18 protein-coding genes and 1 tRNA gene are annotated in these 23474 nt (G+C 68.9%); 10 read left to right on the forward strand and 9 right to left on the reverse strand.

Going from position 1 to position 23474, the window contains the following annotated elements:
• Positions 1–376: 376 nt before the first annotated feature.
• From FGE12_RS12325 to FGE12_RS12360, 8 genes are all read left to right on the forward strand, one after another.
• Positions 377–2881, forward strand: a complete 2505-nt coding sequence (locus tag FGE12_RS12325) for an ATP-binding protein (protein WP_153866620.1) — start codon at positions 377–379, stop codon at positions 2879–2881.
• 100 nt (positions 2882–2981) lie between these two features.
• Positions 2982–5033: a class I SAM-dependent DNA methyltransferase gene (locus FGE12_RS12330; RefSeq protein ID WP_153866621.1), complete on the forward strand. Its 2052-nt coding sequence runs from the start codon at positions 2982–2984 to the stop codon at positions 5031–5033.
• A gap of 89 nt (positions 5034–5122) precedes the next feature.
• A complete protein-coding gene (locus FGE12_RS30925) occupies positions 5123–6343 on the forward strand; it encodes a restriction endonuclease subunit S (protein WP_194797819.1) in 1221 nt (406 codons plus the stop codon).
• Entirely contained in the window at positions 6343–9330 is a 2988-nt protein-coding gene (locus FGE12_RS12340) for a type I restriction endonuclease subunit R (protein ID WP_153866623.1), read from the forward strand. The genes FGE12_RS30925 and FGE12_RS12340 overlap by 1 nt, the downstream gene beginning before the upstream one ends.
• 55 nt (positions 9331–9385) lie before the next feature.
• Complete coding sequence (locus FGE12_RS12345) at positions 9386–11209, forward strand: DUF262 domain-containing protein (protein ID WP_153866624.1); 1824 nt, start codon at positions 9386–9388, stop codon at positions 11207–11209.
• Positions 11210–11331: 122 nt separating this feature from the next.
• Positions 11332–11757 carry a hypothetical protein gene (locus FGE12_RS12350; RefSeq protein ID WP_153866625.1) on the forward strand — a complete coding sequence of 142 codons (426 nt, stop codon included), beginning with the start codon at positions 11332–11334 and terminating at the stop codon, positions 11755–11757.
• Positions 11758–11976: 219 nt separating this feature from the next.
• On the forward strand, positions 11977–12246 hold the full coding sequence (locus FGE12_RS12355) for a hypothetical protein (protein ID WP_153866626.1): 270 nt from the start codon (positions 11977–11979) through the stop codon (positions 12244–12246).
• Between the two features lie 185 nt (positions 12247–12431).
• Positions 12432–12662 carry a hypothetical protein gene (locus tag FGE12_RS12360; protein WP_153866627.1) on the forward strand — a complete coding sequence of 77 codons (231 nt, stop codon included), beginning with the start codon at positions 12432–12434 and terminating at the stop codon, positions 12660–12662.
• 62 nt (positions 12663–12724) lie between these two features.
• Here the strand turns inward: FGE12_RS12360 and FGE12_RS12365 are convergent, their stop codons facing one another.
• The 6 genes from FGE12_RS12365 to FGE12_RS12390 all read right to left on the reverse strand — a co-directional run bounded on the left by FGE12_RS12365 (position 12725) and on the right by FGE12_RS12390 (position 17333).
• Positions 12725–13042, reverse strand: a complete 318-nt coding sequence (locus tag FGE12_RS12365; protein ID WP_153866628.1) for a hypothetical protein — start codon at positions 13040–13042, stop codon at positions 12725–12727.
• A 242-nt stretch (positions 13043–13284) separates the two neighbouring features.
• Positions 13285–14343: a site-specific integrase gene (locus FGE12_RS12370; RefSeq protein ID WP_153866629.1), complete on the reverse strand. Its 1059-nt coding sequence runs from the start codon at positions 14341–14343 to the stop codon at positions 13285–13287.
• A gap of 122 nt (positions 14344–14465) precedes the next feature.
• Positions 14466–14538 (reverse strand) — tRNA-Phe (locus tag FGE12_RS12375).
• A gap of 115 nt (positions 14539–14653) precedes the next feature.
• Entirely contained in the window at positions 14654–15283 is a 630-nt protein-coding gene (locus FGE12_RS12380; protein WP_153866630.1) for a hypothetical protein, read from the reverse strand.
• A gap of 140 nt (positions 15284–15423) precedes the next feature.
• Complete coding sequence (locus FGE12_RS12385) at positions 15424–17022, reverse strand: amidohydrolase (RefSeq protein WP_194797820.1); 1599 nt, start codon at positions 17020–17022, stop codon at positions 15424–15426.
• Between the two features lie 77 nt (positions 17023–17099).
• A complete protein-coding gene (locus tag FGE12_RS12390) occupies positions 17100–17333 on the reverse strand; it encodes a hypothetical protein (protein WP_153866631.1) in 234 nt (77 codons plus the stop codon).
• A 167-nt stretch (positions 17334–17500) separates the two neighbouring features.
• Here FGE12_RS12390 and FGE12_RS12395 point away from each other — a divergent pair, with 167 nt between their 5' ends.
• Together FGE12_RS12395 and FGE12_RS12400 are read left to right on the forward strand one after the other, a co-directional pair.
• A complete protein-coding gene (locus FGE12_RS12395; protein ID WP_153866632.1) occupies positions 17501–17746 on the forward strand; it encodes a hypothetical protein in 246 nt (81 codons plus the stop codon).
• A gap of 32 nt (positions 17747–17778) precedes the next feature.
• The gene (locus FGE12_RS12400; protein ID WP_153866633.1) at positions 17779–18405 is read left to right on the forward strand and encodes a phospholipid scramblase-related protein; all 627 of its coding nucleotides are present in this window, start codon (positions 17779–17781) and stop codon (positions 18403–18405) included.
• Positions 18406–18414: 9 nt separating this feature from the next.
• Here FGE12_RS12400 and FGE12_RS12405 read toward each other — a convergent pair whose 3' ends face one another.
• The 3 genes from FGE12_RS12405 to gyrA form a co-directional block, all read right to left on the reverse strand.
• Positions 18415–18738, reverse strand: coding sequence for a YkvA family protein (locus FGE12_RS12405; protein WP_153866634.1), 324 nt, complete (start codon positions 18736–18738; stop codon positions 18415–18417).
• A 76-nt stretch (positions 18739–18814) separates the two neighbouring features.
• Entirely contained in the window at positions 18815–20560 is a 1746-nt protein-coding gene (locus FGE12_RS12410; RefSeq protein WP_153866635.1) for a hypothetical protein, read from the reverse strand.
• A gap of 103 nt (positions 20561–20663) precedes the next feature.
• On the reverse strand, positions 20664–23429 hold the full coding sequence (gene gyrA / locus FGE12_RS12415) for a DNA gyrase subunit A (RefSeq protein ID WP_153866636.1): 2766 nt from the start codon (positions 23427–23429) through the stop codon (positions 20664–20666).
• Positions 23430–23474: the final 45 nt, after the last annotated feature.

The raw sequence follows: 23474 nt of genomic DNA on the forward strand, positions 1-23474 counted from the left end.
GCCCGCACCAGCACCCGCGCACAGCGCTTAGGCACGGCGATGGCCAGCCGAAGCCGGCTCAACGCGCAGCGGGACGTCTCGCCATGGCCTTATCCCCAGGAAGCTCAGCGATTTTCCGAAACACGCCCGCTGGCGGGTGCGCTCGGCGGCGCGGGGCGACGAACACGGTGTCCGGCCTCCTCGGGAGGCCCGAAGGGCGCAGCCACCTCCGATGCACCAGCGGCCTCACACACGCCGAGGCCTCCGCTGCTCGTGACCAAGGGACCGCGACCCTCCACGGAAGCGAGATAGGCGGACGTCCCACATACCGCCTTCCCTGCGAAGCGCGCTAAAACCGGCGGGCGCACGTACAGGCGCACGCCAAAAACAGGAGCCCATGCGAATCCAGCTCGGTGACACGGTCATCCTCAACGACAGGACGCGGGACATCGGCATTGTCGAGCGGCGCCATGGCAACACGCTCAGCATCCGCCGCCCCGACCGGGACAACCTGCGCGAGCAAGTGGCGCGCGAGCACGCGAAGCCCCTCGCTCTGGCCATGGCCGAAGCGCGCGAGCGGGAATCAAAGTTCCGCAACGACTTGAGCCTCACCGGCCAGTCCACCCTCGCGGACCTGGTGAGCGCCTTCGGGTACGCCACGGCGCAGCTGCGCCGCGACTCGCTCGCCCGCGTGGTGCGGCAGCTGCAGCGGGCCGGACTCGAAGTGCAGCCCTCCTCCGAGGAGTGGAGCCGCCACGACAACTTCGCCCTCCAGCTCAAAGCCACGGTCGGCGGAGGTGAAGGTGAGGGCGAAGGCGAGGAGACGGAGACTGCAGCGGACTACCTCACCGAGGGTGCTCTGCCGGAGCCCTTCTGGCCCTGCTCCTTGGGGCTGGGTGCTGACGCAGAGGTCGCCTTCTTGAGGGCCCTCACCGCGCGAGAGCCCATCCTCGCGCTGCTGCACCTCTCCGACGATGCGCAGGCGCACGGCTGGCTGCAGGGGACGTGGGAAGGGCTGATGGCATGGGCCTATCGGGCCGCGCAGCGCTTCGTCCATACCGGCACGGGGGAGTTCCTGCACCCGGAGGTGCAGGTGGGCCCTGCCGCGCTCCTGCACGCCTACCTGAAGCCCTCGAAGTTGAGTGACGAGGGGCCACGTCTGCAGGATGGGCCCCGGCACCTCAACTTGGTAGCGCTGAAGCAGGACTCCGACTCGCCGGTGGACTTCCAGCGTCTCAAAGCCGCTTGGCCTGGCCCTGTGTTCGAGTTCAAGGGCGCGGCGGCGAGCGCCACGGGCGCCCCCGTCGTGCAGCTGCTGCTGCAGGTGGGTGGGACACCAGAAAAGGTGGGCACGCTGCCCGCTGCCGAGCTCTCTCCCCTCAAGCTGCTGCTGTGGGCCCGCGAGGCGAGCGCCCAAGTGCTGGCCCAGGGCTCGACGCGCCTCGGGGCGCTGCTCGCGGACGGGCCCGTGGCGCGCCTCAAGGGCAGCAACGAGAGCGCCACCTCGTTGGCCCTCAAGGCCCACCTGGCGGCCTGGGTGCGCGAGCGCCTTCCGGATGCGGAGCTGCGCTTCGAGGACGTGCAGGTGGAGCAGTTCGACGAGGAGGGACGGGCGCGCAAGGTGAGCCGCGCGGACCTCAAGGTGGAGGACGAGGGCGTGTACGAAGTCGAGTCGCTCTCGGGTAGCGGGCCGATGGAGGCCTTCTACCACCAGAAGGTTTTCTCCCGGCTCAAGGGCGACGTGCCCTTCCACCTCGTTGTCCCCAACGAGGCGCTGCTGTGGGCAGGTCCCTTCCTCGCTGACATCGCCCACCATCTGGGCGAGCGCGGGCGCGTCCTCGTTCCTGGCGCAGGCCACGCCTACCTCGCACTCCAAGGCCGCGCCCTCGCAGAGGAGGCCACGGACATCGACGCGCCGGAGGAGGCGGGCCGGAAGGACCTACCCTTCGGGCCGCCGCAGCGGCCAACCGAAGAGCCCCTGCGCCTGAAGGGCATCGCCGGCTACGGCTCCGTCAAGGAGCGCATCGCGCGGAGCATCCTCTGGCCCGAGCGCCACCGCAGCCTCGTGCGCGGGCTCTCACGCGCCTCGGGCATCCTCTTCTTCGGCCCGCCGGGTTGCGGCAAGTCCCGCCTCGCGCGAGCGATTGCCGGCGAGCTGGAGCAGGAGGTGCGGCTGCTCAGCCCTGCGGACCTGCGCGGGCCCTACATCGGCTGGGGACAGGTGATGATTCGGGAGCAGTTCGACTGGGTGGCCGAGCGCGAGCGGCGCATGCTCGTCATCGACGAGCTCGACGCGGTGGCGCGCTCTCGCCGCAGCCGCGAAATGCACAGCGATGAGAAGGCGGACGTCAACGAGCTGCTCGTGCAGCTCGACCGCGTAAGTCGGATGGGACGGCTCGTCGTGGGCACCACCAACTTCATCGGCTCGCTCGACGAGGCGGTGGTGCGCAGCGGCCGCTTCGGCCTCTACGTGCCGGTGCCGCCTCCGGATGCGGACGAGGCGGTGGAGATCATGGGCTACTACCTCGCCCGTCTCACCCCCGAGGTGGGTGGCTCCGTAACGGTGTCGGTGCCACAGGCCGATGCCCTGCGCGCTGCGCTCTTACCGCTCTTCGCCGAGAACGTGCAGGCGGGCACCCACTTCTGCGGCGCCGACCTGGAGGCGGCCGTCAACGACACCTTCCTCCGCTGCCTGCAGCGCGCCGTCGAGGGCGCCGGAGAGATGCCTCGCAGCATGGCCGTGACTCTGCCAGTCGAGGAGCTCGCACGCTCGCTCGCGGCCGGCCCCCGCTCCGTCAGCGCCCTCTCGCTGCGGCGCTTCCTCAAGGAGGCGCGTCGCTACTGCGGACACGATGCGGCCGAAGCCCTCGCGCGGCGATTCGCTGCTGCCGACGTCTCTTAGCCGCTACGCTCTCGCAGAGGGCAGCCCGCTGCCCTCTGCGCCTCGAAGTGCCTTCACGGCGGATGCACCGCCGCACCCTGCTCCGGACACCTCGCCCGCCATGACGTCCCCTGCGCCCCTCAAGCAGTTCGACAGCTTCTCCAGCCTCGCCAATTTCATCTGGTCCTGCGCGGACCTGCTGCGCGGCGACTACAAGCCGCACGACTACGGCAAGGTCATCCTCCCCTTCACGCTGCTGCGCCGCCTGGATTGCGTGCTGGCGCCCACGAAGGAGAAGGTGCTGACCAAATACGAGACGCTCAAGGGCGGCGAGGTGAAGAACCTTGCGCCCGTGCTCAACCGCATCACGGGCGTGGGGCTGCACAACATCTCGAAGCTCGACTTCGAGCGGCTCAAGGGCTCACCCAACACAATTGCCAAGGACGTGCGCGCCTACATCAAGGGCTTCAGCGAGAACGCACGCGAGGTGCTGGAGCGCTTCGGGTTCGAGGCGCAGCTCGACAAGCTGGACGAGGCGGACCTGCTGTACCAGCTGGTGGTGAAGTTCGCCGAGGTGGACTTGCACCCCGAGCGCGTGCCCAACCACGTCATGGGCAGCGCCTTCGAGGAGCTCATCCGCCGCTTCGCCGAGCAATCGAACGAGACGGCCGGAGAGCACTTCACCCCGCGCGAGGTGGTGAAGCTGATGGTGAACCTCCTCCTCGCCGAGGACGCGGAGCTGCTCACCCGCCCCGGCGTGGTGAAGACGCTGCTCGACCCCGCCTGTGGTACGGGCGGCATGCTCAGCGTCACCGAGGAGTACCTGCGCGAGCTCAACCCGAAGGCACGCCTGGAGGTGTTCGGCCAGGAGCTCAACGACGAGACGTATGCCATCTGCCGCGCGGACATGATGATGAAGGGCCAGCGCGCGGACGCCATCAAGCGCGGCAACTCCTTCAGCGAGGATGGGCATGCGGGCGAGCGGTTCGACTACCTCCTCGCCAACCCGCCCTTCGGTGTGGAGTGGAAGAAGGTGGAGAAGAGCGTGCGTGACGAGCACGAGCGCCTCGGCCACGCGGGGCGCTTCGGTGCCGGCCTGCCGCGCATCTCGGATGGCAGCCTTCTCTTCCTGCAGCACATGCTCAGCAAGATGAAGCCCGTGGACCCGAGGACGGGTGAGGGCGGCAGCCGCGTGGCCATCGTCTTCAACGGCTCACCCCTCTTCACCGGCGAGGCGGGCAGCGGGGAGAGCGAGATCCGTCGGTGGGTGTTGGAGAACGACTGGCTGGAGGCCATCGTCGCCCTACCCGACCAGCTCTTCTTCAACACCGGCATTAGCACGTACGTGTGGCTGCTCACCAACCGCAAGGCGCCCGAGCGCAAGGGCAAGGTGCAGCTCATTAATGCCGTCGAGTTCTTCGTGAAGCTGAAGAAGTCCCTAGGCGAAAAGCGGAAGGAGCTGTCTGAGGCGCAAATCGCCGAGTTGGTGCGGCTGTACGGGGACTTCGCCGAGGGACCGCACTCAAAGATCTTGGGCACGGAGGATTTCGGCTACCGGCGCATCATCGTGGAGCGCCCCCTGCGCCTGTCCTTCCAAGCAAGCCCCGAGCGGCTACAGCGTTTGGCCAAGGAGAAGGCCTTCTTGGAATTAGGCGCCCCGCAGCGGGTGAAGAAGGGCTCGCCTGCAGCGCATGAGGCTAAAGCGCAACGTCAGCAACAGGAGGACATCCTCCAGGCGCTACGCACCTTGGATGGCACCCAGGTGTGGAAGAACCGAGATGCGTTCCAATTGGCGCTTAAGGGCGTCTTCACGACAGCCGGCATCAAGCCATCCGCCAAGGTATGGGCCGTCGTTCTAGCCGTGCTGGGTGAGCGGGACGAGACCGGCGAGGTGTGCCGCGACCAATACGCCCAACCGGAGCCGGATGTTGAGCTTCGTGATAGCGAGAATGTGCCCCTCAAGGAGGACATCACCACGTACTTCCAGCGTGAAGTTCGGCCCCACGTCCCAGATGCTTGGATAGACGAAGCAAAAACGAAGGTGGGTTACGAGATCCCCTTCACCCGGCACTTCTTCAAGTTCCAGACCGTGCGTCCGCTTCCCGAGATCGAGGCTGAGATCTTGGGCCTTGAGCGCGAAATCCAAGGGATGTTGGCCGAGGTGCTTCGGTGATCCCTGCAGGTGTCCAGCCTGTAGACGCCCGCATCCCATGGATGGGCGTCGTTCCGAGCGAATGGGCCGTGCTCCCCTTGATGGCTTGTGTGAAGAAGCGCGAGTGCGCAAACCACGGGGGACTCGAACAGAACGTCCTGTCGCTGAGCTATGGGCGCATCCTACGGCGAGATGTCGCAACGAACTCAGGCCTGCTTCCCGAGAACTTCGACAGCTACAACCGAGTAAGTCCCGGCGATGTCGTGCTCCGACTCACGGACCTGCAGAATGACGTCACCAGTCTTCGTGTCGGTCTCGTTCGAGAGCCAGGCATCATCACGTCTGCGTACACAACGCTGAGCGCAGATCCGGCCAAGCTTATATCAGAATGGCTTTTTTATCTTCTGCACGCCTACGACGCGCGAAAGGTCTTCTATTCGTTGGGGGGCGGTGTTCGACAGTCCGCGAAGTTTGAGGACCTACGCCACCTCCTCGTCATCGTTCCTCCATTGAGGACCCAACGGAGTTTGACCGCCTTCCTCGATCGAAGAACGGCAGCTATCGATTCCCTCCTTCAGAAGAAGGAGCGCCTACTGGAGTTGATGGAGGAAAAACGACAGGCTCTCATCAGCCATACGGTCACCAAGGGCCTCGACCCCCACGTCGACATGAAGAACTCAGGCGTGGCGCACTTTGGAAAGATTCCCACTTCTTGGCAGGTGTTGCCGTTGAGAAGGGTCATCCGCGAGTTCGTCGATTACCGAGGGCGTACACCGACGAAAGTGGACGCCGGCATCCCACTAATTACGGCTGGTGCGATCCGGGACGGCCGCATCGAACATTCACGTGCTCCAGAGTACATGGAACCGTCTGAATACAACGAGTTCATGAGTCGGGGACGTCCTGCTGTTGGTGACATGGTTTTCACCACGGAAGCACCGTTGGGCGAGGTGGCCCTCGTAGAGGACGCATCTCATGCGTTTGCCCAGCGCGTCATTCTCTTCCGGATGAACTCGCTGCGGATGACCAGCAAGTACCTGCGCCTCTTCTACCTGTCATCGCCGGGGCGTGACGAGATCAAGAGTCGTGCAAGCGGCTCGACCGCAGAAGGAATCCGGGCCGACCGGCTTCGAGGGAGCGCAGTGATCGTCCCACCGGTCGAAACCCAGCAACTCATCGCGGCTGAGCTTGATGCCAAGCTAGTTGCGTTTGAACCGCTTCTACGTCGACTTGAGACACAAGTCGCTCGACTGCGCGAGTACCGACAAGCGCTCATTGGTGCTGCAGTAACAGGCCAACTTAGCGAGTCTGTTGAAACGGAGGCCGCCTGATGGCGACCCACACCGAGCGCGCGTTCGAGGATGCGATCGAAGTCCACTTGCTGGCCCATGGCTGGCTCAAGGGCGATGCAGCCGACTTCGACCGGACCATTGCCCTCGATTCTGGCCCGCTCCTCGCCTTCCTCCATGACACGCAGCCGACTGTGATGCAGACGCTGCGCACACAGCTTGGCACTAACCTAGAAGCGAGCCTCACCGACGCGCTGGTGAGGGGGCTAGAGGAGCGCGGGACCCTCGATGTCCTGCGCCATGGCTTCAAGCTCTACGGCAAGAAGCTGGAGGTGGCCGCCTTCAAGCCTGCGCACGGACTCAACGCGGACACCCTCGCGGGCTACGGGGCCAACCGTCTCGTCGTCACCCGCCAGGTGCGCCCGGACCCAGCGTCCGAGCAGTCCGTGGACATGGTGCTCTTCCTCAACGGTCTGCCCATCGCCACGCTGGAGCTGAAGAACGAGCTCACCCAGCAGACGGTGCAAGACGCCATCAGGCAGTACAAGTCACGCGACCCGCGCCTGCCCCTCTTCCAGTTCAAGCGGCGCGCGCTCGTCCACTTCGCCGTCGACACCGACCTGGTGGCGATGACGACGCGGCTCGCAGGCAAGGACACCGTCTTCCTGCCCTTCAACCGAGGGCACGGTGGCGGCAAGGGCAATCCGCCCCACCCCTCGGGCCACCGCACCGCCTACCTCTGGGAAGAAGTGCTGCAGCGCGACTCCTTCCTCGACCTGCTCGCGCGCTTCCTCCACCTGCAGGTGGAAGAGAAGGAGAAGAACGGCAAGAAGGAGAAGCGCGAGAGCCTCATCTTCCCGCGCTACCACCAGCTGGACGTGGTGCGAAAGCTGGAGGCGGCGGCGCGTGCTGGCGCGGGTAATCCGCAGGCCTTCCTCATCCAGCACTCGGCAGGAAGCGGCAAGAGCAACTCCATCGCGTGGCTGGCCCACCGGCTCGCCACCCTGCACGGGGAGGACCAAGACCGGGTCTTCACCTCCGTCATCGTGGTGACCGACCGCACCGTCCTTGATGACCAACTGCAGGCGACCATCTACCAGTTCGAGCACAAGCACGGGGTGGTGGCCCGCATCGACCAAGACTCGACCCAACTGGCCACCGCGCTCACCAGCGGCACACCCATCATCATCACCACGCTGCAGAAGTTCCCCTTCGTGACGGAGAAGGTGGGCCAGCTTCCCACGCGGCGCTACGCCATCATTGTGGACGAGGCGCACTCCAGCCAGACGGGCGAAGCGGCGCGCACCCTGCGCGAGACGCTCGGGACGGAGCAGGCGCAGGCGCAGGAGGAGGAGGCGGGTGAGACGTACGAGGACCAGATTGCGAAGGTGATGGCGAGCCGGGGCCGGCAGAAAAACCTCGCCTTCTTCGCCTTCACCGCCACGCCCAAGGCGAAGACGCTGGAGGTATTCGGAACCAAGGGCGTGGACGGGAAGCCCGCCCCCTTCCACCTCTACTCCATGCGCCAGGCCATCGAGGAGGGTTTCATCCTCGACGTGCTGCGCAGCTACACCACCTACAAGGCATTCTACCGGCTAGCGAAGAAGGGCGAGGAGGACCCCACCGTCAGCGCGAAGAAGGCCGCCGTGGAGCTGGCGCGCTTCGCCGCCCTGCACCCCTACAACCTCGCGCAGAAGGCCGAAGTCATCATCGAGCACTTCCGCACCAAGGTGCGCAACCGCATCGGCGGCCGCGCCAAGGCGATGGTGGTGACGGGCAGCCGCCTGCACGCAGTGCGCTACAAGCAGGCCTTCGACAAGTACCTGAAGGAGAAGGGCTATGCGGACGTGGGCGTCCTCGTGGCCTTCTCGGGCGAGGTGGCGGACCCGGACGTGCCGGGACACAGCTACCGCGAGACGGTGATGAATGGCGGCATCTCCGAGAAGGAGCTGCCAGAGAAGTTCGCCTCCGATGCCTTCCAGCTCCTCCTCGTCGCCAACAAGTACCAGACGGGCTTCGACCAGCCCCTGCTGCACACCATGTACGTGGACAAGCGGCTCTCGGGAGTCCAGGCCGTACAGACGCTCAGCCGCCTCAACCGCACTTCCCCGGGAAAGGAGGACACTTTCGTCCTCGACTTCGTCAATGACGCGGAGGGCATCCAGGCCGCCTTCCAGCCGTACTACGAGGCCACGACGCTCGCCGAGGCGGCGGACCCGCAGCAGCTCTACACCCTGCAGCATGAGCTCGATGCGTTTGGCGTGTACTGGCGCGAGGAGGTGGAGTCCTTCGCCCGCGTCTTCTACGCGCCCAAGGGCAAGGCCGGCAGCGGTGCCCACGCGGAGCTCTACCGATACCTGCAGCCCGGCGTGGACCGTTTCCGCCAGCGCCCCGAGGAGGAGCAGGAGCGCTTTCGCAACGCACTCTCGGGCTACGTGCGCCTCTACGCCTTCCTCGCCCAGGTGATGCCCTTCTCCGACCCGGACCTGGAGAAGCTCTACGCCTTCGCGCGCGCACTGGAACTGAAGCTGCCCTCCGCCGAGAGCGGGGGCGCGCTGAAGGTGGACGATGACGTGGCACTCGCCTTCTACCGGCTCGACCGCATCTCCAGTGAGGCCATCGTCCTCATGGCCGGCGAGCCCCCGGTGGGCCTCAAGAGCATGTCGGACGTGGGTACCCGGAAGGCGGAGGATGAGGAGCGCCGGCTCTCGGAAATCATCGACGTGCTCAACGAGCGCTTCGGCACGGCCTTCACCGAGGCGGACCAGATTCTCTTCGACCAGTTCGTCGCGGAGGCGAAGGCGGATGCCGAGGTGATGCAGCGCGCGGCCGCCAACCCCTTCGACAACTTCGCCCTCTCAATGAAGGCCAAGGTGGAGGGGCTGATGATTGACCGCATGGAGCAGAACGGCGCCATCGTCACCCGCTACCTCAACGACGAGGCCTTCCGCGACGTGGCCTTCCGCGAGCTCGCCCGGCGCATCTACGACGAGCTGCGCGCCACCCCACCTGTCAGTCCCCCCGCGTAAGTGCGGCACCCCGCGAGCGGCGCCCTTGCGCCCTCACCTTCCCCAAGGAAGCACCATGTCCGCCATCTCCAGCACCTTCCGCTCCGGTGAGCCCGCGCTGCGCGACCTCCTCGACGAGATTGCGAAGGGCCACATCCAGTTGCCCGACTTCCAGCGCGGCTGGGTGTGGGACGACGAGCACATCCGCTCGCTCATCGCCAGCCTCTCGCTCTCCTACCCCATCGGCGCAGTCCTCCTGCTGGAGACGGGCGGCGAGGGGGTGCGCTTCAAACCACGTCTCGTGGAGGGCGTGAAGCTGCCTTCGGCGCCGCCCCCGCAGCGTCTCCTCCTGGACGGGCAGCAGCGCATGACGTCCCTCTTCCTCTCGCTGCGCAGCGGCCAGCCGGTGCTCACCACCACGGAGAAGGGCAAGGCCATCGAGCGCGTCTACTACCTGGACATGGCCAAGGCGTTGGACCCGCTCGGCGAGCGCATCGACGCAGTGGTGTCGCTGCCGCCCGAGCGAATCCTTACCTCCAACTTCGCGCGCACGGTTGACCTGGACATCAGCACGCCCGAGCGGGAGTGGGCGGCGGGCCTCTTCCCCCTCGACGCGCTCTTCGACCTGGCGAAGTACTCCGCTTGGCGGCGTGGGTACACGAAGCTGCACCGCGACCGCGACGACGACGCACGGCTCGACCTCTTCGACCTCTTCGAGGCGAACGTCATCAGCCGCTTCCAGCACTATCGCGTGCCCACCATCGAGTTGCTGCGCGATACGCCCAAGGAGGCGGTCTGCCAGGTATTCGAGAAGGTGAACATGGGCGGTGTGGCGCTCACCGTCTTCGAGCTGGTGACGGCCACCTTCGCCGCTGACGAGTTCTCGCTGCGTGACGACTGGGAGGCGCGGGCCGAGCGGCTCCATGCGCACGAGGTGCTGAGCGAGGTGAGCAACTCGGACTTCCTCGCGGCCGTCACCTTGCTCGCCAGCTACCAGGAGAGTCGCGTCCGGAAGGCCGGCGTGGGCTGCAAGCGCCGCGACATCCTGCAACTCTCCGTGGGGGCCTACCGAGCCCATGCCGACGCCGTAGAGCGGGGCCTTAAGGCCGCCTCCAAGCTGCTGATGCGCGAGAAGGTCTTCAGCGCCCGCAACCTCCCCTACCAGACGCAGCTCATTCCCCTCGCGGCCATCTGCGCAGCCCTCGGCGACCGCTTCGAGACGGACGGGGTGAAGGCGAAGCTCGCCCGCTGGTACTGGTGCGGCGTCTTCGGGGAGTTGTACAGCGGCGCGAGCGAAACGCGCTTCGCCTTCGACATCGTGGAGGTGCTCGCCTGGGTGGATGGCGGTGACGAGCCGCGCACCGTCCGCGAAGCGGCCTTCTTCCCCACACGCCTGCTGAGCATGCAGACGCGCCTGAGCGCCGCCTACAAGGGGCTGATGGCGAAGCTGATGCAAGAGGGCAGCTGGGACTTCAAGAGTGGCGATGCCATCGAGCTCACCAACTTCTTCGAGGAGGCGGTGGACATCCACCACATCTTCCCCCGGGCGTACTGCGAGAAGCAGGGGCTGGACCGCAACCTCTGGAACAGCGTTGTCAACAAGGGGCCGCTCACCGCGCGCACCAACCGCATCATCGGCGGCCACGCGCCCAGCACGTACCTCTCCAGCCTGGAGCGCAACCACCACGTCGCGCCCGCCCGGCTCGATGCCATCCTGGAGAGCCACCTGGTGAATCCTGCCCTCCTGCGGGCGGACGACTTCGGGGGTTTCATCCGCACCCGGGCAGCCGCCCTGCTGGACCTCATCGAGGACGCGATGGGCAAGCCCGTCTCGGGGCGAGAGACAGCGGACGTGGTGAAGGCCTACGGCGGCGTGCTGACGCGGGCAGGGGTGGCCTGAGCACGGCACCCGCCCCGACGGGGAAGGCGCTCGGTGGGGTGGGAACGGGGACAAACTGGTCTGCAGCCAAAAGACCGACACGCCGTTTGGGAGGCTTTCTCGGCGCCCCTATAGTCGTGACCATGGCCGCCTACCTTCCAGCCCACGCACCTGCCAAAGCTGCTCTCGCACGCAACCGCACGAGGGGTGCGCGCATGTTAGCGACCGGTCTACTCGCCATTCTTGGCGCCGGCGTCGCGACCTACTTGTCCTATCGAGGTGCGGCTCCGGGTCACAAGTTCAGAGTGGCTGCTGGGGCGTTCGGCTTGGGTGCAGTTCTGACCCCGATCGGTCTCATTCAGCTGCTTACGGGCTCAAGTCTCCAATTCCTCTACCAGGCGCGCGACAAGTGGAAGATGGCCGGCGGGGTCTTCGTCGTGAGCGCGGTTCTCATCCTCTGCGGCCTGGTCTTGCGCCGCTTAGCCCCCGGGATTCCTGAGTTCGAATGGATAGCCGCAGCCGGCATGGTTTTGCTGATCGTGGTTCCGCTAATCCCGCTGCAGCGGTAGGTGCGGCAAACGATTGATGGGAGCGTGGGCATCGGACCGAGCCGGCTGCATCGCTGACTCGGTAGCCAGAAGCTCTCAGCGAGGTCCGCTGGTCCGCTAGCAAAGGTTTATCGCTCGGATTCATCCTTAGATTGGTCCGCGCGCCCTCAACGAACGACGAACGGAGGAAACACGATGGGAAGCGACGATTCGATCTTGGGGACTCTGAAGACGGGCCCCTTGAACCAGGCTTCGGCCAATGACGTGGGGGTGCTGGTGCCCCGCTCGGAGCTCGAAGCCGCACGCCTCGTGGAGGAAGGGTTGGCAACGCTCACCGTGAGCGTGGCGCCCGGCGCGCGCTTCTATTCCGGGATGCAGCGTGGCTTCTACGGGCTCTTGGAGGTCGAGGGGCAGGGCTTCACCATCAGCGAGCTCGTGGAGCTCGGAGGTGGCACGCTCCGGCTCCGGCTGGAGCCGCACGAGGATGGGGGCTCCGCCATCTTCCAGTAGCCAGGCCGAGTGCCCGGTGGTGCCCCAGTACGCAGTCCGTACGTAACCGGGTGGCGGCGAGCGGACGCGGACGCCCTCGGCTGCACAGCAACTCCAACAGGTTATCGCAGTGCCCCGAGCGAGCCGCTGATTGTCAGGGGTTAGGACGGCCTTCGAGCATCCGCTTCCACGACCAGGAGAAGACGATGTCCGAGAAACATGTCCGGCGCGCAGGCGCCAACCGCGTGGTGCTGACGGCGACGTCGCTCTACCACCGCCATGGCAAGAACAAGGGGCGCCAGTGCGCCAACTGCCGCGTCCACTGGACCGTGGACCGCGACGACAACGAGGACTTCCACGTCTGGCGCAACGGCACCCCCGCAGATGAAGCCATCCTCGACTGGGTGGGCAACAACGTCGCAGTGGAGTGCTGTTGAGCGCTACGGATGGAAGCCCCCTCGCGCCTTAGCAGGAGCAAGAGGGCTCCAGCGTCCGAGGCTCAGTGAAGCCCAGCGGTCGACGTGCCCTCGCGCGGCGCCCTCAGCACGACGGTCATCTCGTCGAGCGGGCGCACCCGTGTCCCAAAATCCCAGCGCACCTCGACGGTCGTGCCAGAGCGCAGCGTCCAAGCCCGCTCTCCCCGGCGCGGCGACTTGCCGGCGGTAACGCTGCGGCGGAGCCAGTGCCGCAGACCGTCTTGGACGCTGGAGCCGAGCTTTAACATCGAGCGGAGCTGGCTCTGCGAGATTCCGAGGGCACGGGCGTACTCCGCGCGGGAGTGGAAGACCTGCGGCTCGGGCGTGATGGCGTTCAACATGACGGCACTCCTCATCCTCTTGCCGCCCACTCGTGGGCGGCGGGCTTCACTTGAGAATGGGCTGCCGAGCATCCCGGCTTGAGCGATGTACTTGAGTATCCAAGTCTGCTCCAGGGCGCCCCCGAAAGGTCCCCCATACACAAGGTATCTGACGGGGAGGCTCTCGCAAGTCCCTGCAGGTTGCCTCTCATGAAGGAGTCCACGAGTGAGCATGCCCACCGGACACTCATCTTCGCGTTCTTCTAACGCAGGGTAGGCACCTTCGTGGGCGTCGCGTGCGTGGCGTAGAACTTCCGCGTCGTGCTTGGGCTCTTGTGATTCAAGAACGCTGCGACCTGCGCCGGGTCCGCGCCGTTGTTGATCGCCCACGTGGCCACGGCATGCCGGAACCGGCCCGGTGTGAAGGGCGGCACGCCCGCTGCTTCACAGGCAGCGCGCACGGCCATTCCGTACTTCTCCCGGCCGAAGGTGCCGCGCTGCCGCAGGCGCTTGCCCGCCTCCAGTACCTCTGCCGACACCGCCGTGCGCAGCGTCTCCCCGCTCTTGGTCTGCGGACACACCAGTACGCCGCCCGCCTCCTGGGCCTTGCCCCGGTGCGGCTCGATGGTGCCGCTTTTGGCGAAGCGCATCACCTCCGACACGTGCCAACCAGTGCCCGCCTGGACGTCCATCCCGTCGCGCCAGTGGGACGCCAGGTGCTCGCGGGCCTTGAGGTAGTGCTCAGCGGGGATGTCCTTCGAGCGCCGCCACTGCGCGGGCCGGGCCTGCGGGACGACAAGCGTCTCCAGGGTGGGGTCCTGCGCGGGCGTGATGAGGTGCCGCTCCTTGCGGAGCCAGCCGTAGAAGGCCTTGAGGACGGCGATGCGGTGCTGGCGATTGGGCGCGCTGGCGAGTGCCGGAAGGATGTGCTCGGTGAGCTGCACGCGGCGCCCCCCTGACCCCGTTCGCAAGTCGAGCCCAGCGAGACGGTCGGCCCACCACGCGAGGTAGCGCTTCTGCTTCTCCAGCCACTCGCGGCTGTTCTTCTTCTCGTCGCGCGACCAGAAGAGGAACGCCTGCGCGAGGTGCTCGTCGAGCAGCAGCGGTTCGCCCGAGGGCCCACCACCAGGGCTGTAGTGTGAAGGGTCTGCCTCGAAGCGCCGCAGCTGCTCGACGGCCGCACTCGCGCTGTGGGCGCGGGTGGAGACCTTGTAGACCGTGCCCTCGATCATCTTCCGGATGACGTAGACCTTGCGGCCCTTCGCATCGCGGCGGATGAAGCCGCCCTCCCACGTCTCGACGTAGTCCTGCCCCTTCGCCATCGCGCAGCCCCCAGAGGCAGGCCCGCAGAGGACTTGCCCGTAGTTTGCCCAAGAGGGGTAACGAGAAAGAGAAAGCCCCGCACTCCAGAGCCAAAAAGGCCAAGAAGTACGGGGCTTTACTGTGCCCAGAGACGGAATCGAACCGCCGACACGGGGATTTTCAGTCCCCTGCTCTACCAGCTGAGCTATCTGGGCGTTGGGTGCGGCAACCGCGAAAAGCAGGCGGGGTGTACGCGGAGCCGCGCCGGAATTCAAGCCGGTTTTTTCGTTCACCGGGAGTGCGGGCCAGGGGTCCCCGGGGAGGACGCCGCTACCCCCAGCGCTCGCAGGGGCCCACGCACATCGCGGGGCCGAGACTCGCGGCCTGGGGCGTCAGGCGGATCGGCTGGGCGAGCCGGCGGCCCTCCCCGGCCCCCCGCTCGGCCACCTCGACGAAGAGCGCGTCCATCCAGCGCCCGGCCTGGGGCAGCAGCCCGTCGTAGACGAAGGCGTACGCGCTCACCGGCTCGGCGATCGCGCGGGCCCGCTCGTGCGCGGCCTCGCGCGCCTCGTGGAGGCTGTTCGAGCGGAAGCGCTCGAGCCCGTGCCCCTGCGGCCCCTGGCTCAGGAGGAAGGGCGTGAAGGGCCCGCCCGCGTTCAGCGAGGCCAGCCCCTGCGCCAGGGCGAGCTCCCCGAGCCGCACCAGCTCCGCCTCGCGCAGCTCCTGCGGGTCCGGCTCTCCGTACTCCTCGCAGAGCACCTGCAGGGCCGTGACCAGGTCGCTGCGCTCCATCCATCCCTCGGGCAGCGGGTCCATCACCCGCACCTGCCCTCCCACCTCGGCAATCCCCACGAGCCGCGCGGGCGCAGGCACCACGCGCAGGCGCGGCGGCATCCGCGCCGCCCCCAGCTCGGAGTCCAGCTCGAAGGGCCAGTCGGCGAACAGGTCGCGCTGCTCCATCGGTCCACCTCGGGCAAGCGGGTGTGGCCCCCTCCCACACCGGCGCCCCAAGGTCAGCCCTGCGCCTGATCCCGACCAGTGCACCCGCGGGTACAAGGCGCCGCGCGTGTCGATCAACGATCACCTGCGCCTCGCGGACGTCAGGCCCGGAACACCTCGGCCCCCGCGACCACCGTGGCGAGCACCCGCGCCTCCACCAGCGCGCGCGGCGGCCCCTCCACCGGGTCCTCCGAGAGCGCCACGAAGTCCGCGTCCATCCCCGGCACGAGCCGCCCGCGCCGCCCTTCCGCGTGCTCCGCGTACGCCGCGCCCACCGTGAAGCCCTCCAGCGCCTCGAGCGGGCTCAGCCGCTGCTCCGGATACCACCCGCCCGCGGGCAGCCCGCGCGCATCCTGCCGGGTGATGGCCGCGTAGAGCCCCGGCAGCACGTCCGGGTTCTCGATGGGGAAGTCGCTGCCCAGCGCCAGCACCGCCCCCGCCTCCTTCAGGCTGCGCCACGCGTACGCGCCCTTCAGCCGCTCCGGCCCCAGCCGCTGCACGGCCCAGGGCATGTCGCTCGTCGCGTGCGTGGGCTGCACGCTCGCCACCAGCCCCCCTGCGCCCAGGCGCCGGATGTCCTCGAGCCGGAGGATCTGCGCGTGCTCGACCCGGTGGCGCAGCGCGCGCGTCCCCGTCTCCTCCCCGAGCCGCAGCAGCGTGTCCACCACCAGCGTGTTCGCCCTGTCCCCGATGGCATGGATGGCCACCTGGAAGCCTGCGCGCATGAAGGCCCGGGCGCGCGCCTCGAGCTCCTCGGGCGTGAGCAGCAGCAGCCCGCGCTCGCCGGGCGCATCGCTGTAGCCCTCGTGCAGCGCGGCGCCGCGGCTGCCCAGCGCGCCGTCCAGGAGGAACTTCACCGCGCGCATCGCGAGCATCCGCCCGCTCCACGTCCCGCGCTGCAGGTACGCGTGCCGCTGCTCGCCCTGGCCCGCCGCCATCGCGTACACGCGCAAGGGCAGCCGCCCCTCCGCGTCCCACGCGCGCAGCGCATCGAAGGCCGCGAGGTCCATCCCCGCGTCGTGCACGTTGGTCAGCCCCACCTCCGCGCAGCGCCGCAGCGCGCGGGTGAGCCGCTCGTGCAGCTGCGCCTCCGTGGGCGGCGGCATCACGTGCTCCACCAGGTCCACGGCGTTGTCCACGAGCACGCCCGTGGGCTCTCCGTCCGCGCCGCGCAGGATGCGGCCGCCCTCGGGGTCCGGCGTGGTGCGCGAGATGCCCGCGCGCCGCAGCGCCTCGCCGTTCACCCACGCCGCGTGGTGGTCGATGCGGGTGAGGAACACCGGCAGGTGCCCGAAGTGCGCGTCCAGCTCGCGCCGGTCCGGGAACTGCCCGCCCGGCCACTGGGTCTGGTTCCAGCCGCGCCCCAGCAGCCAGTCCCCCTGCAGCGAGGAGGGCGCCGCGTGGGCGAGCCGCGCCACCGCCTCGCGCGCGCTTCCGGCCCCCTGCAGGTTCACCACCGAGAGGCTGCGCCCCAGCCCGTGCACGTGCGCATGCGCGTCCGTGAGCCCGGGCACCAGCGTGGCCCCGGCGAGCTCCACCTCGCGCGCGCCCGCGCCGGCGGCCGCCCTCACCTCGGCGAGGCTGCCCGTCGCGAGCACCTTCCCACCGCGCACCGCGAGGGCCTCGGCCCGGGGGCGCTGCGGGTCCAGGGTCCACACCCGCCGCGCCACGTACACCGTCGTCTCGGCCTGCGACGCCACCTTGCGCTCCTTCCGGCCGGGGGCCGGGCTCCAAGTGCCCCTCCCCTCTACACCGTCCGGGCGCGGCGGCGCGCGCGCTACGGCATTCCGGCGTCCGGCGCGCCGCCGTCGCGCGTGCCGGCGTCCTCGAACGGATCGCCCATGGGGCTGCCCGGGCCGGGCGGCTCGGCGGGCACCGTCTGCACCTGCTCCTGGCCCACTTCATTGGGCGGCTGCCGGGTGTCGTCGTTGCTCGCGGCGGGCTGGGTGGTGCGACAGGCGGCCGTGGCGAGGACGGCGAGCGCTGCGAGGGCAGCAAGGGCGGGACGCATGAGAGGGCTCCTCAAGAGGTGTGTCTGCCCTCTCACCGTAAGGACGCCCGCCGCGCCCCACAACGCCCAGCGCCCGCCAGGCAACACCCGGCGTGCGCGGCGCGCACCCTGCCCGCCTGCTCCCCTTACGATGGGTGCTCCTCGCTGCCCGCTCGAAAGGCTCTCCCATGGCGCAGAAGAAGAACTCGCTCGTGGCCAACATCAACCGCCGCAAGAAGGCGGGCACCAGCCGCAGCAAGAAGAAGAGCCATGTCTCCTCCGAGTCCTACGGCGAGATGCGCAAGGGCTGGCCGAAGAGCGCGAAGAAGAAGACCGCCGCGAAGAAGACGGCCGCGCGCAAGAAGACCGCCGCGAAGAAGGCGGGTGCGCGCAAGGGCGGCGCGCGCAAGAAGGCGGCGAGCAAGCGCGCCTGAGCAGCCCGCGCGCGCACAGGTGGAGGTGACCCATGCCCCTGACTCCCGAGACCTTCGTGCTGGTGCGTGACGACGCGCTGCGCGTGCGGCAGGTGCGCGAGTGGAGCGAGCTCATCAGCCCGCTCGAGCACCGCAACCGCTACGAGGTGCGCGGCAGCCTCGACGAGCCACTGCTCCACGCCGTCGAGGTGGGCAGCGGCGTGGGGCACGTGCTGCTGCGCTCGCTGCTCAAGGCGCGCCGTCCCTTCACGCTGGAGCTGCGCACGCCCGCGGGAGCGCTCGCGCTGCGCCTGGTGCGCCCCTTCCACCTGTTCTTCTCGCGCCTGCGCGTGGAGGACCGCGAGGGGCGCGTGCTCGGCGAGGTGTGGCAGCGCCTGCGCCTCTTCGGCCACGCCTACGAGGTGCTGGGCCCCAACGGCGAGAAGCTCGCGCGCCTCATCGGTCCCTGGCTGCGCCCGTGGACCTTCCAGCTCAAGCGCTCGGGGAAGCTGCTCGCCACGGTGCAGAAGCGCTGGCGGGGCCTGGGCGTGGAGCTGCTCACGGACGCCGACAGCTTCGGCGTGCGCTACGAGCCCGCGCTGCAGGACCCCACCCTGCGCCTGCTCACGCTCGCCGCCACCTTCCTCGTGGACTTCGTGCACTTCGAGAAGCGCAAGTAGGCGCCGCGGCTAGACGACGCGCCGCCGCGAGCCCACCGGCCGCGGCACGTCCTCGAACTCGGCGTCCTCCACCGCGCCCTGCTTCTGCTGCGTGGAGCGCGGACCGGGCACGTAGCGGCTCACCTCGCGGGCGATGAAGAGCGCCGCGGCGCTCAGCACCCCGAGGTCGTCCAGCCAGCCCAGCACCGGGATGAAGTCCGGCACCGCGTCCACCGGCGAGAGCAGGTAGAGCAGCGCGAGCACACCGACCAGCTTGCGCCACAGCGCGACGTGCGGGTCGCGGACGTACGAGAACAGCTTGCTGCCGAAGCCCCTCGGACCGGTGACGTTCATGCCCCCCTGTACGTCCGGGCAGCCCCGCTCATTGCAGCGTGCCCGGTAGGGCCGCCTGCCTGCCTGCCCTGGGCGCTCAAGGGCCCAGGCGGCTCTTGGCGAAGCGGGCCGCCTCGCTCGCCGGGTAGTGCTGCAGCACGTGCGCGTAGACGCGCTGGGCGCCCGCTGCGTCGCCCATGCGCTCGCCCAGCACGCGCGCCATCATCACCAGCGCCTGCGGCGCGAGCGGTCCCGCGGGCTCGGCCGCGCACGCCGCGCGCAGCGCCTGCACCGCGAGCGGGTACTGTCCCTGCACCGCCGCCTGGCGCCCCACCGCGTAGTGGCAGTCCGCCGGCAGCGCGGCCGCCGGCTCGCGCACGGCCTCGGGGTAGAGCTGCAGCGCGCGCGCGAGCGCCCCCATGCTCACCGCCGCCCGCAGCGCCTCCGCGGCCGAGACCGGCGCCGCCACCTCCGCGCCGCCCTCCTGCGCGAGCACGGTGCTCGCGCCGGACGCCGCGGCCTCGAGGCCCGACGCCCCCATCACCCGTGGCGGAGCGGGAGCGCGCGGGGCCGCGGGCGGCGGCGAGGCCTGCGCCGCGTCCAGCTCCACCGCCGCGCGGCGGCGCTGCACGTGCTCCGGCTGCGCGAGCGCCTCGGGCAGCTGCCCCTGCGGCTCGCCCACGGGCGTCACCGCCTCGTACGCATCCTCGGGGCGCATCAGGCCCAGGTCCGCGCCGCGCACGTAGAGCAAGAGGCCCAGCACGCGCCCCAACACCAGCGGCGCATAGGTGGCGAGCGCGCAGGCGAGGATGGCGCCCACCACGGGCACCATCGCCAGCCCCGCGCCTACCAGCTGCACCCCGCCGCCCACGAGCAGGACGAGCGCGGTGGCCGCCGCGGCGAGCGCGTAGTCGCGGGGGATGCAGCGCGCGAAGCGCAGGGCCTGCAGCGGGTTGAGCACCTGCAGCATCGGCGTGCCGGCCGCGGCGGACGCCACCGAGGCCGGAAGCCAGAGCAGCCCCAGCAGCACCAGGAGCCAGACGACGGGGTCATGCACCGCGCGCGTGGCGAGGGACACCCCGGAGGGCGGCGTCAGCGCCTCCTGCAGCGCGGCGGTGGGCCGGGGCGCGGGCACGTGTGCGCGCGGGGTGGGCGGCGCGGCCTCGTCGCCCTCGCCGTCCTCGAGGGTCGAGTCGACCGCGTCCTCATGCGCCTGCGCGCGCTCGCTCGCCTCGCGCACCCGCGCGACCTGCTGGTCCACGAGCGGATCCACGTCCGCGCTGGAGGGCAGCTCGACCTGGCCGCGCGCGTCCGGAACCGCCGACTCGAGCGTCGCACCGCGCTGCGGGGCCGGCGCCGCGAGCAGCAGGTACAGCAGCGCGGGCAGCCACAGCACCGCGCTGGAGAGCACCCCGCGCACCGCCGGCCCCACCAGGTCCAGCACGCCGCTGAAGTCCGGCGGGTCCAGGCTGTCGTCGCCCTGCGCGCTGCGCAGGATGAGCGTGAAGACGTAGGACCACACCACGCCCACCGCCAGCACGGAGCCCAGGTTCCCCGCGTGCGAGATGACCCACACGACGAGCCCGGAGAGCGCCATCACCACCAGCCCCTCGCGCGTGAGCGGGTAGCGCCACGCGTGCCGCAGGCGAGCGGCGTAGGGGTGTGCGGCGCGCAGCAGCTGCAGCGGCTCGGCCACCCCGCCGCAGCGCACGCACACCGCGTAGCGCACCGTCTGCGCCTGCTTCGAGGCAACGCAGCGCGCGCACAGCGGCAGCTCGCAGTGGGGGCAGCGCCAGCCGGCAGGCGCCGGGTGGCTCGAACAGGAGGGGGCGGTGGCGGCCATGGAGGCCCGGGAGCGTCGTCCAGCTCCCGGGCCTCACGCAAGGCGAGGGGGGCTCGCCTGCACGGCCGGCGCTCCCTCTCCCAGGGGGAGAGGGAGGACGCGCTCAGCCCTCGGCGCCGGGCTCGGGCTCGTCGCCCGGCTCGGCCTGCACGGCGTCGAGCGGGGAGGCCTCATCGGCCGAGGCGGACGCGGCGCCCGGCGTGAGGAGTTCCTCGCCGCTGCCCTCCTCGCCCTCGGCGTCCGCGCTGGACTCGGGCAGCTTGGAGATGCCGGTCACCTTCTCGTCCTCGCTCTCGAGCGAGATGAGCCGCACGCCCTGCGTGTTGCGGCCGATGACCGAGATCTCCTTGGCCTTCATGCGGATGAGCATGCCGCCGTTGGTGACGAGCATCACCTCGTCCTCGTCGCGCACCTGCACGAGGCCCACCACCTTGCCGTTCCGCTCGGTGGTCTTGATGTCGATGATGCCCTTGCCGCCGCGGCCCTGCACCCGGTACTCCTCCTCGAGCGTGCGCTTGCCGTAGCCGTTCTCGGTGACGGTGAGGATGGTGGTTCCCTTCTCCACCACGTCCGCGCCCACCACCTCGTCGCCCTCGTCCAGGGTGATGCCCTTCACGCCGTAGGCCTGTCGGCCCATGGAGCGCACCTCCTCCTCGGCGAAGCGGATGCTCATGCCGCTCGCGGTGGAGAGCAGCACGTCCTTGGTGCCGTCGGTGATCTTCACCGCCACCAGCTCGTCACCCTCCTCGATGCCCAGCGCGATGATGCCGCTGGTGCGCACGTTGGAGAACGCCGTGAGGTCGGTGCGCTTCACCACGCCGCGCTTGGTGACGAAGAACACGAACTGGTTGTCCGTGAACTCGCGCGTGACGAGCACCTGCGCGAGCTTCTCGTCCTGGCCCAGCTGCACCAGGTTCACGATCGCCTTGCCGCGCGCGGCGCGCCCCGCCGCCGGGATCTGGTGGACTTTCAGCCAGTACAGCTTGCCCTTGGTGGTGATGGGCATGATGTACGCGTGGGTGCTGGCCACGAAGAGGTCGGTGACGAAGTCGTCTTCCTTCGTGGTGGCGCCCGTCTTGCCGCGCCCGCCGCGCTTCTGCGCCCGGTACTCGGTGAGCGCCGAGCGCTTCACGTACCCGGTGTGGCTCAGCGTCACCACCATGTCCTCTTCGGCGATGAGGTCCTCGCTGGTGAGCTCGTCCGTCTCGCCCACCAGCTCGGTGCGGCGCTTGTCCGCGTAGCGCTCGCGGATCTCGCGCAGCTCGGCCTTGATGACGTTGAGCAGGCTGCTCTCGTTGGCGAGGATGTCCTTGAGCCGGATGATCTCGCGGATGAGGTCGATGAGCTCCTTGAACAGCTCCTCGCGCTGCAGGCCGGTGAGGCGCTGCAGGCGCATGTCGAGGATGTTCTGCGCCTGGATCTCGCTGAAGCCCGCGCCCTCGTACTTGTGCGCGAGGCCCGCGTAGTTGGGCTCCACGTCGCGCGCCCGCGAGACCAGCTTCTCCATCTGCGCGCGCGCCTGCGCGTAGTCGATGCGCGGCAGGTTCACGAACTTCGGGTGCTCGTAGAGCGCGGGGTTGAGGATGTTCATCAGGCCCCAGCGCGCCTCGTCCGGGTCGCGGCTGGCGCGGATGAGGCTCACCACCAGGTCGATGAGGTCCTGCGCGACGAGCAGGCCCTCGACGATGTGCATGCGGGCCTCCGCCTTGCGCAGCTCGAAGCGGCTGCGGCGGGTGACCACGTCGCGGCGGTGCGACACGAAGCGCTCGAGGATCTCCTTGAGCGTGAGCGTGCGCGGCTGGCCGCCGTCGATGGCGAGCATCACCGCGCCGAAGGTCGTCTCCAGCGGGGTGTTGGCGAAGAGGTTGTTGAGCACCACGCCGCTGATGGCGTCGCGCTTGAGCTCCACCACGATGCGCATGCCCTGGCGGTCGCTCTCGTCGCGGATGTCGCTGATGCCCTCGAGCTTCTTCTCGCGCACCAGGTCGGCGATCTTCTCGATGAGGCGCGCCTTGTTCACCTGGTAGGGGATCTCCGTGATGATGATCGCCTCGCGGTCACCCTTCTTGGAGGTCTCGATCTCGGTGCGCGCGCGCAGGGTGATCTGCCCGCGGCCGGTCTCGTAGGCGCGGCGGATGCCCTCGCGGCCCGTGACGAAGGCGGCGGTGGGGAAGTCCGGGCCCGGGATGAACTGCATCAGCTCCGGGATGGTGCACTTGGGGTTGTCGATGAGGTGCAGCGTGCCGTCGATCACCTCGCCCATGTTGTGGGGCGGGATGTTCGTGGTCATGCCCACCGCGATGCCGCTGCTCCCGTTGACGAGCAGGTTCGGGAACTTGCTGGGCATGACGAGCGGCTCTTCGAGCGAGTCGTCGTAGTTGGGCCCGAAGTCCACCGTCTGCTTGTCGAGGTCGGCGATCAGCTCCTCGGCGAGCCGGTCCATGCGCACTTCCGTGTAGCGCATGGCCGCGGGACTATCGCCGTCCACGCTGCCGAAGTTACCCTGGCCGTCCACCAGCAGGTAGCGAAGGCTCCACTCCTGCGCGAGGCGCACCATCGCGTCGTACACCGCGGTGTCGCCGTGCGGGTGGTACTTGCCGATGACGTCGCCGACCACGCGCGCGCTCTTCTTGTAGGCGCGGTTGTGCGTGTTCCCCAGGTCGTTCATCGCGTACAGGATGCGGCGGTGAACGGGCTTGAGGCCGTCGCGCACGTCCGGCAGCGCGCGGCCGATGATGACGGACATCGAGTAGTCGAGATACGAGCGGCGCATCTCGTCTTCGATGTTCACGGGGATGAGTTCCCCGGCGCTGCCCGGAGGCGGGGGCACGGGGGTCGCTGCCGGCTTGTCAGTGGTGTCGTCGGCCATGAGCTCTTGGGTAGGGCGGAATGGGGTGCGGGACCGGCCTGCTGG

The sequence above is a fragment of the Aggregicoccus sp. 17bor-14 genome, from assembly GCF_009659535.1.
Taxonomy (GTDB): domain Bacteria; phylum Myxococcota; class Myxococcia; order Myxococcales; family Myxococcaceae; genus Aggregicoccus.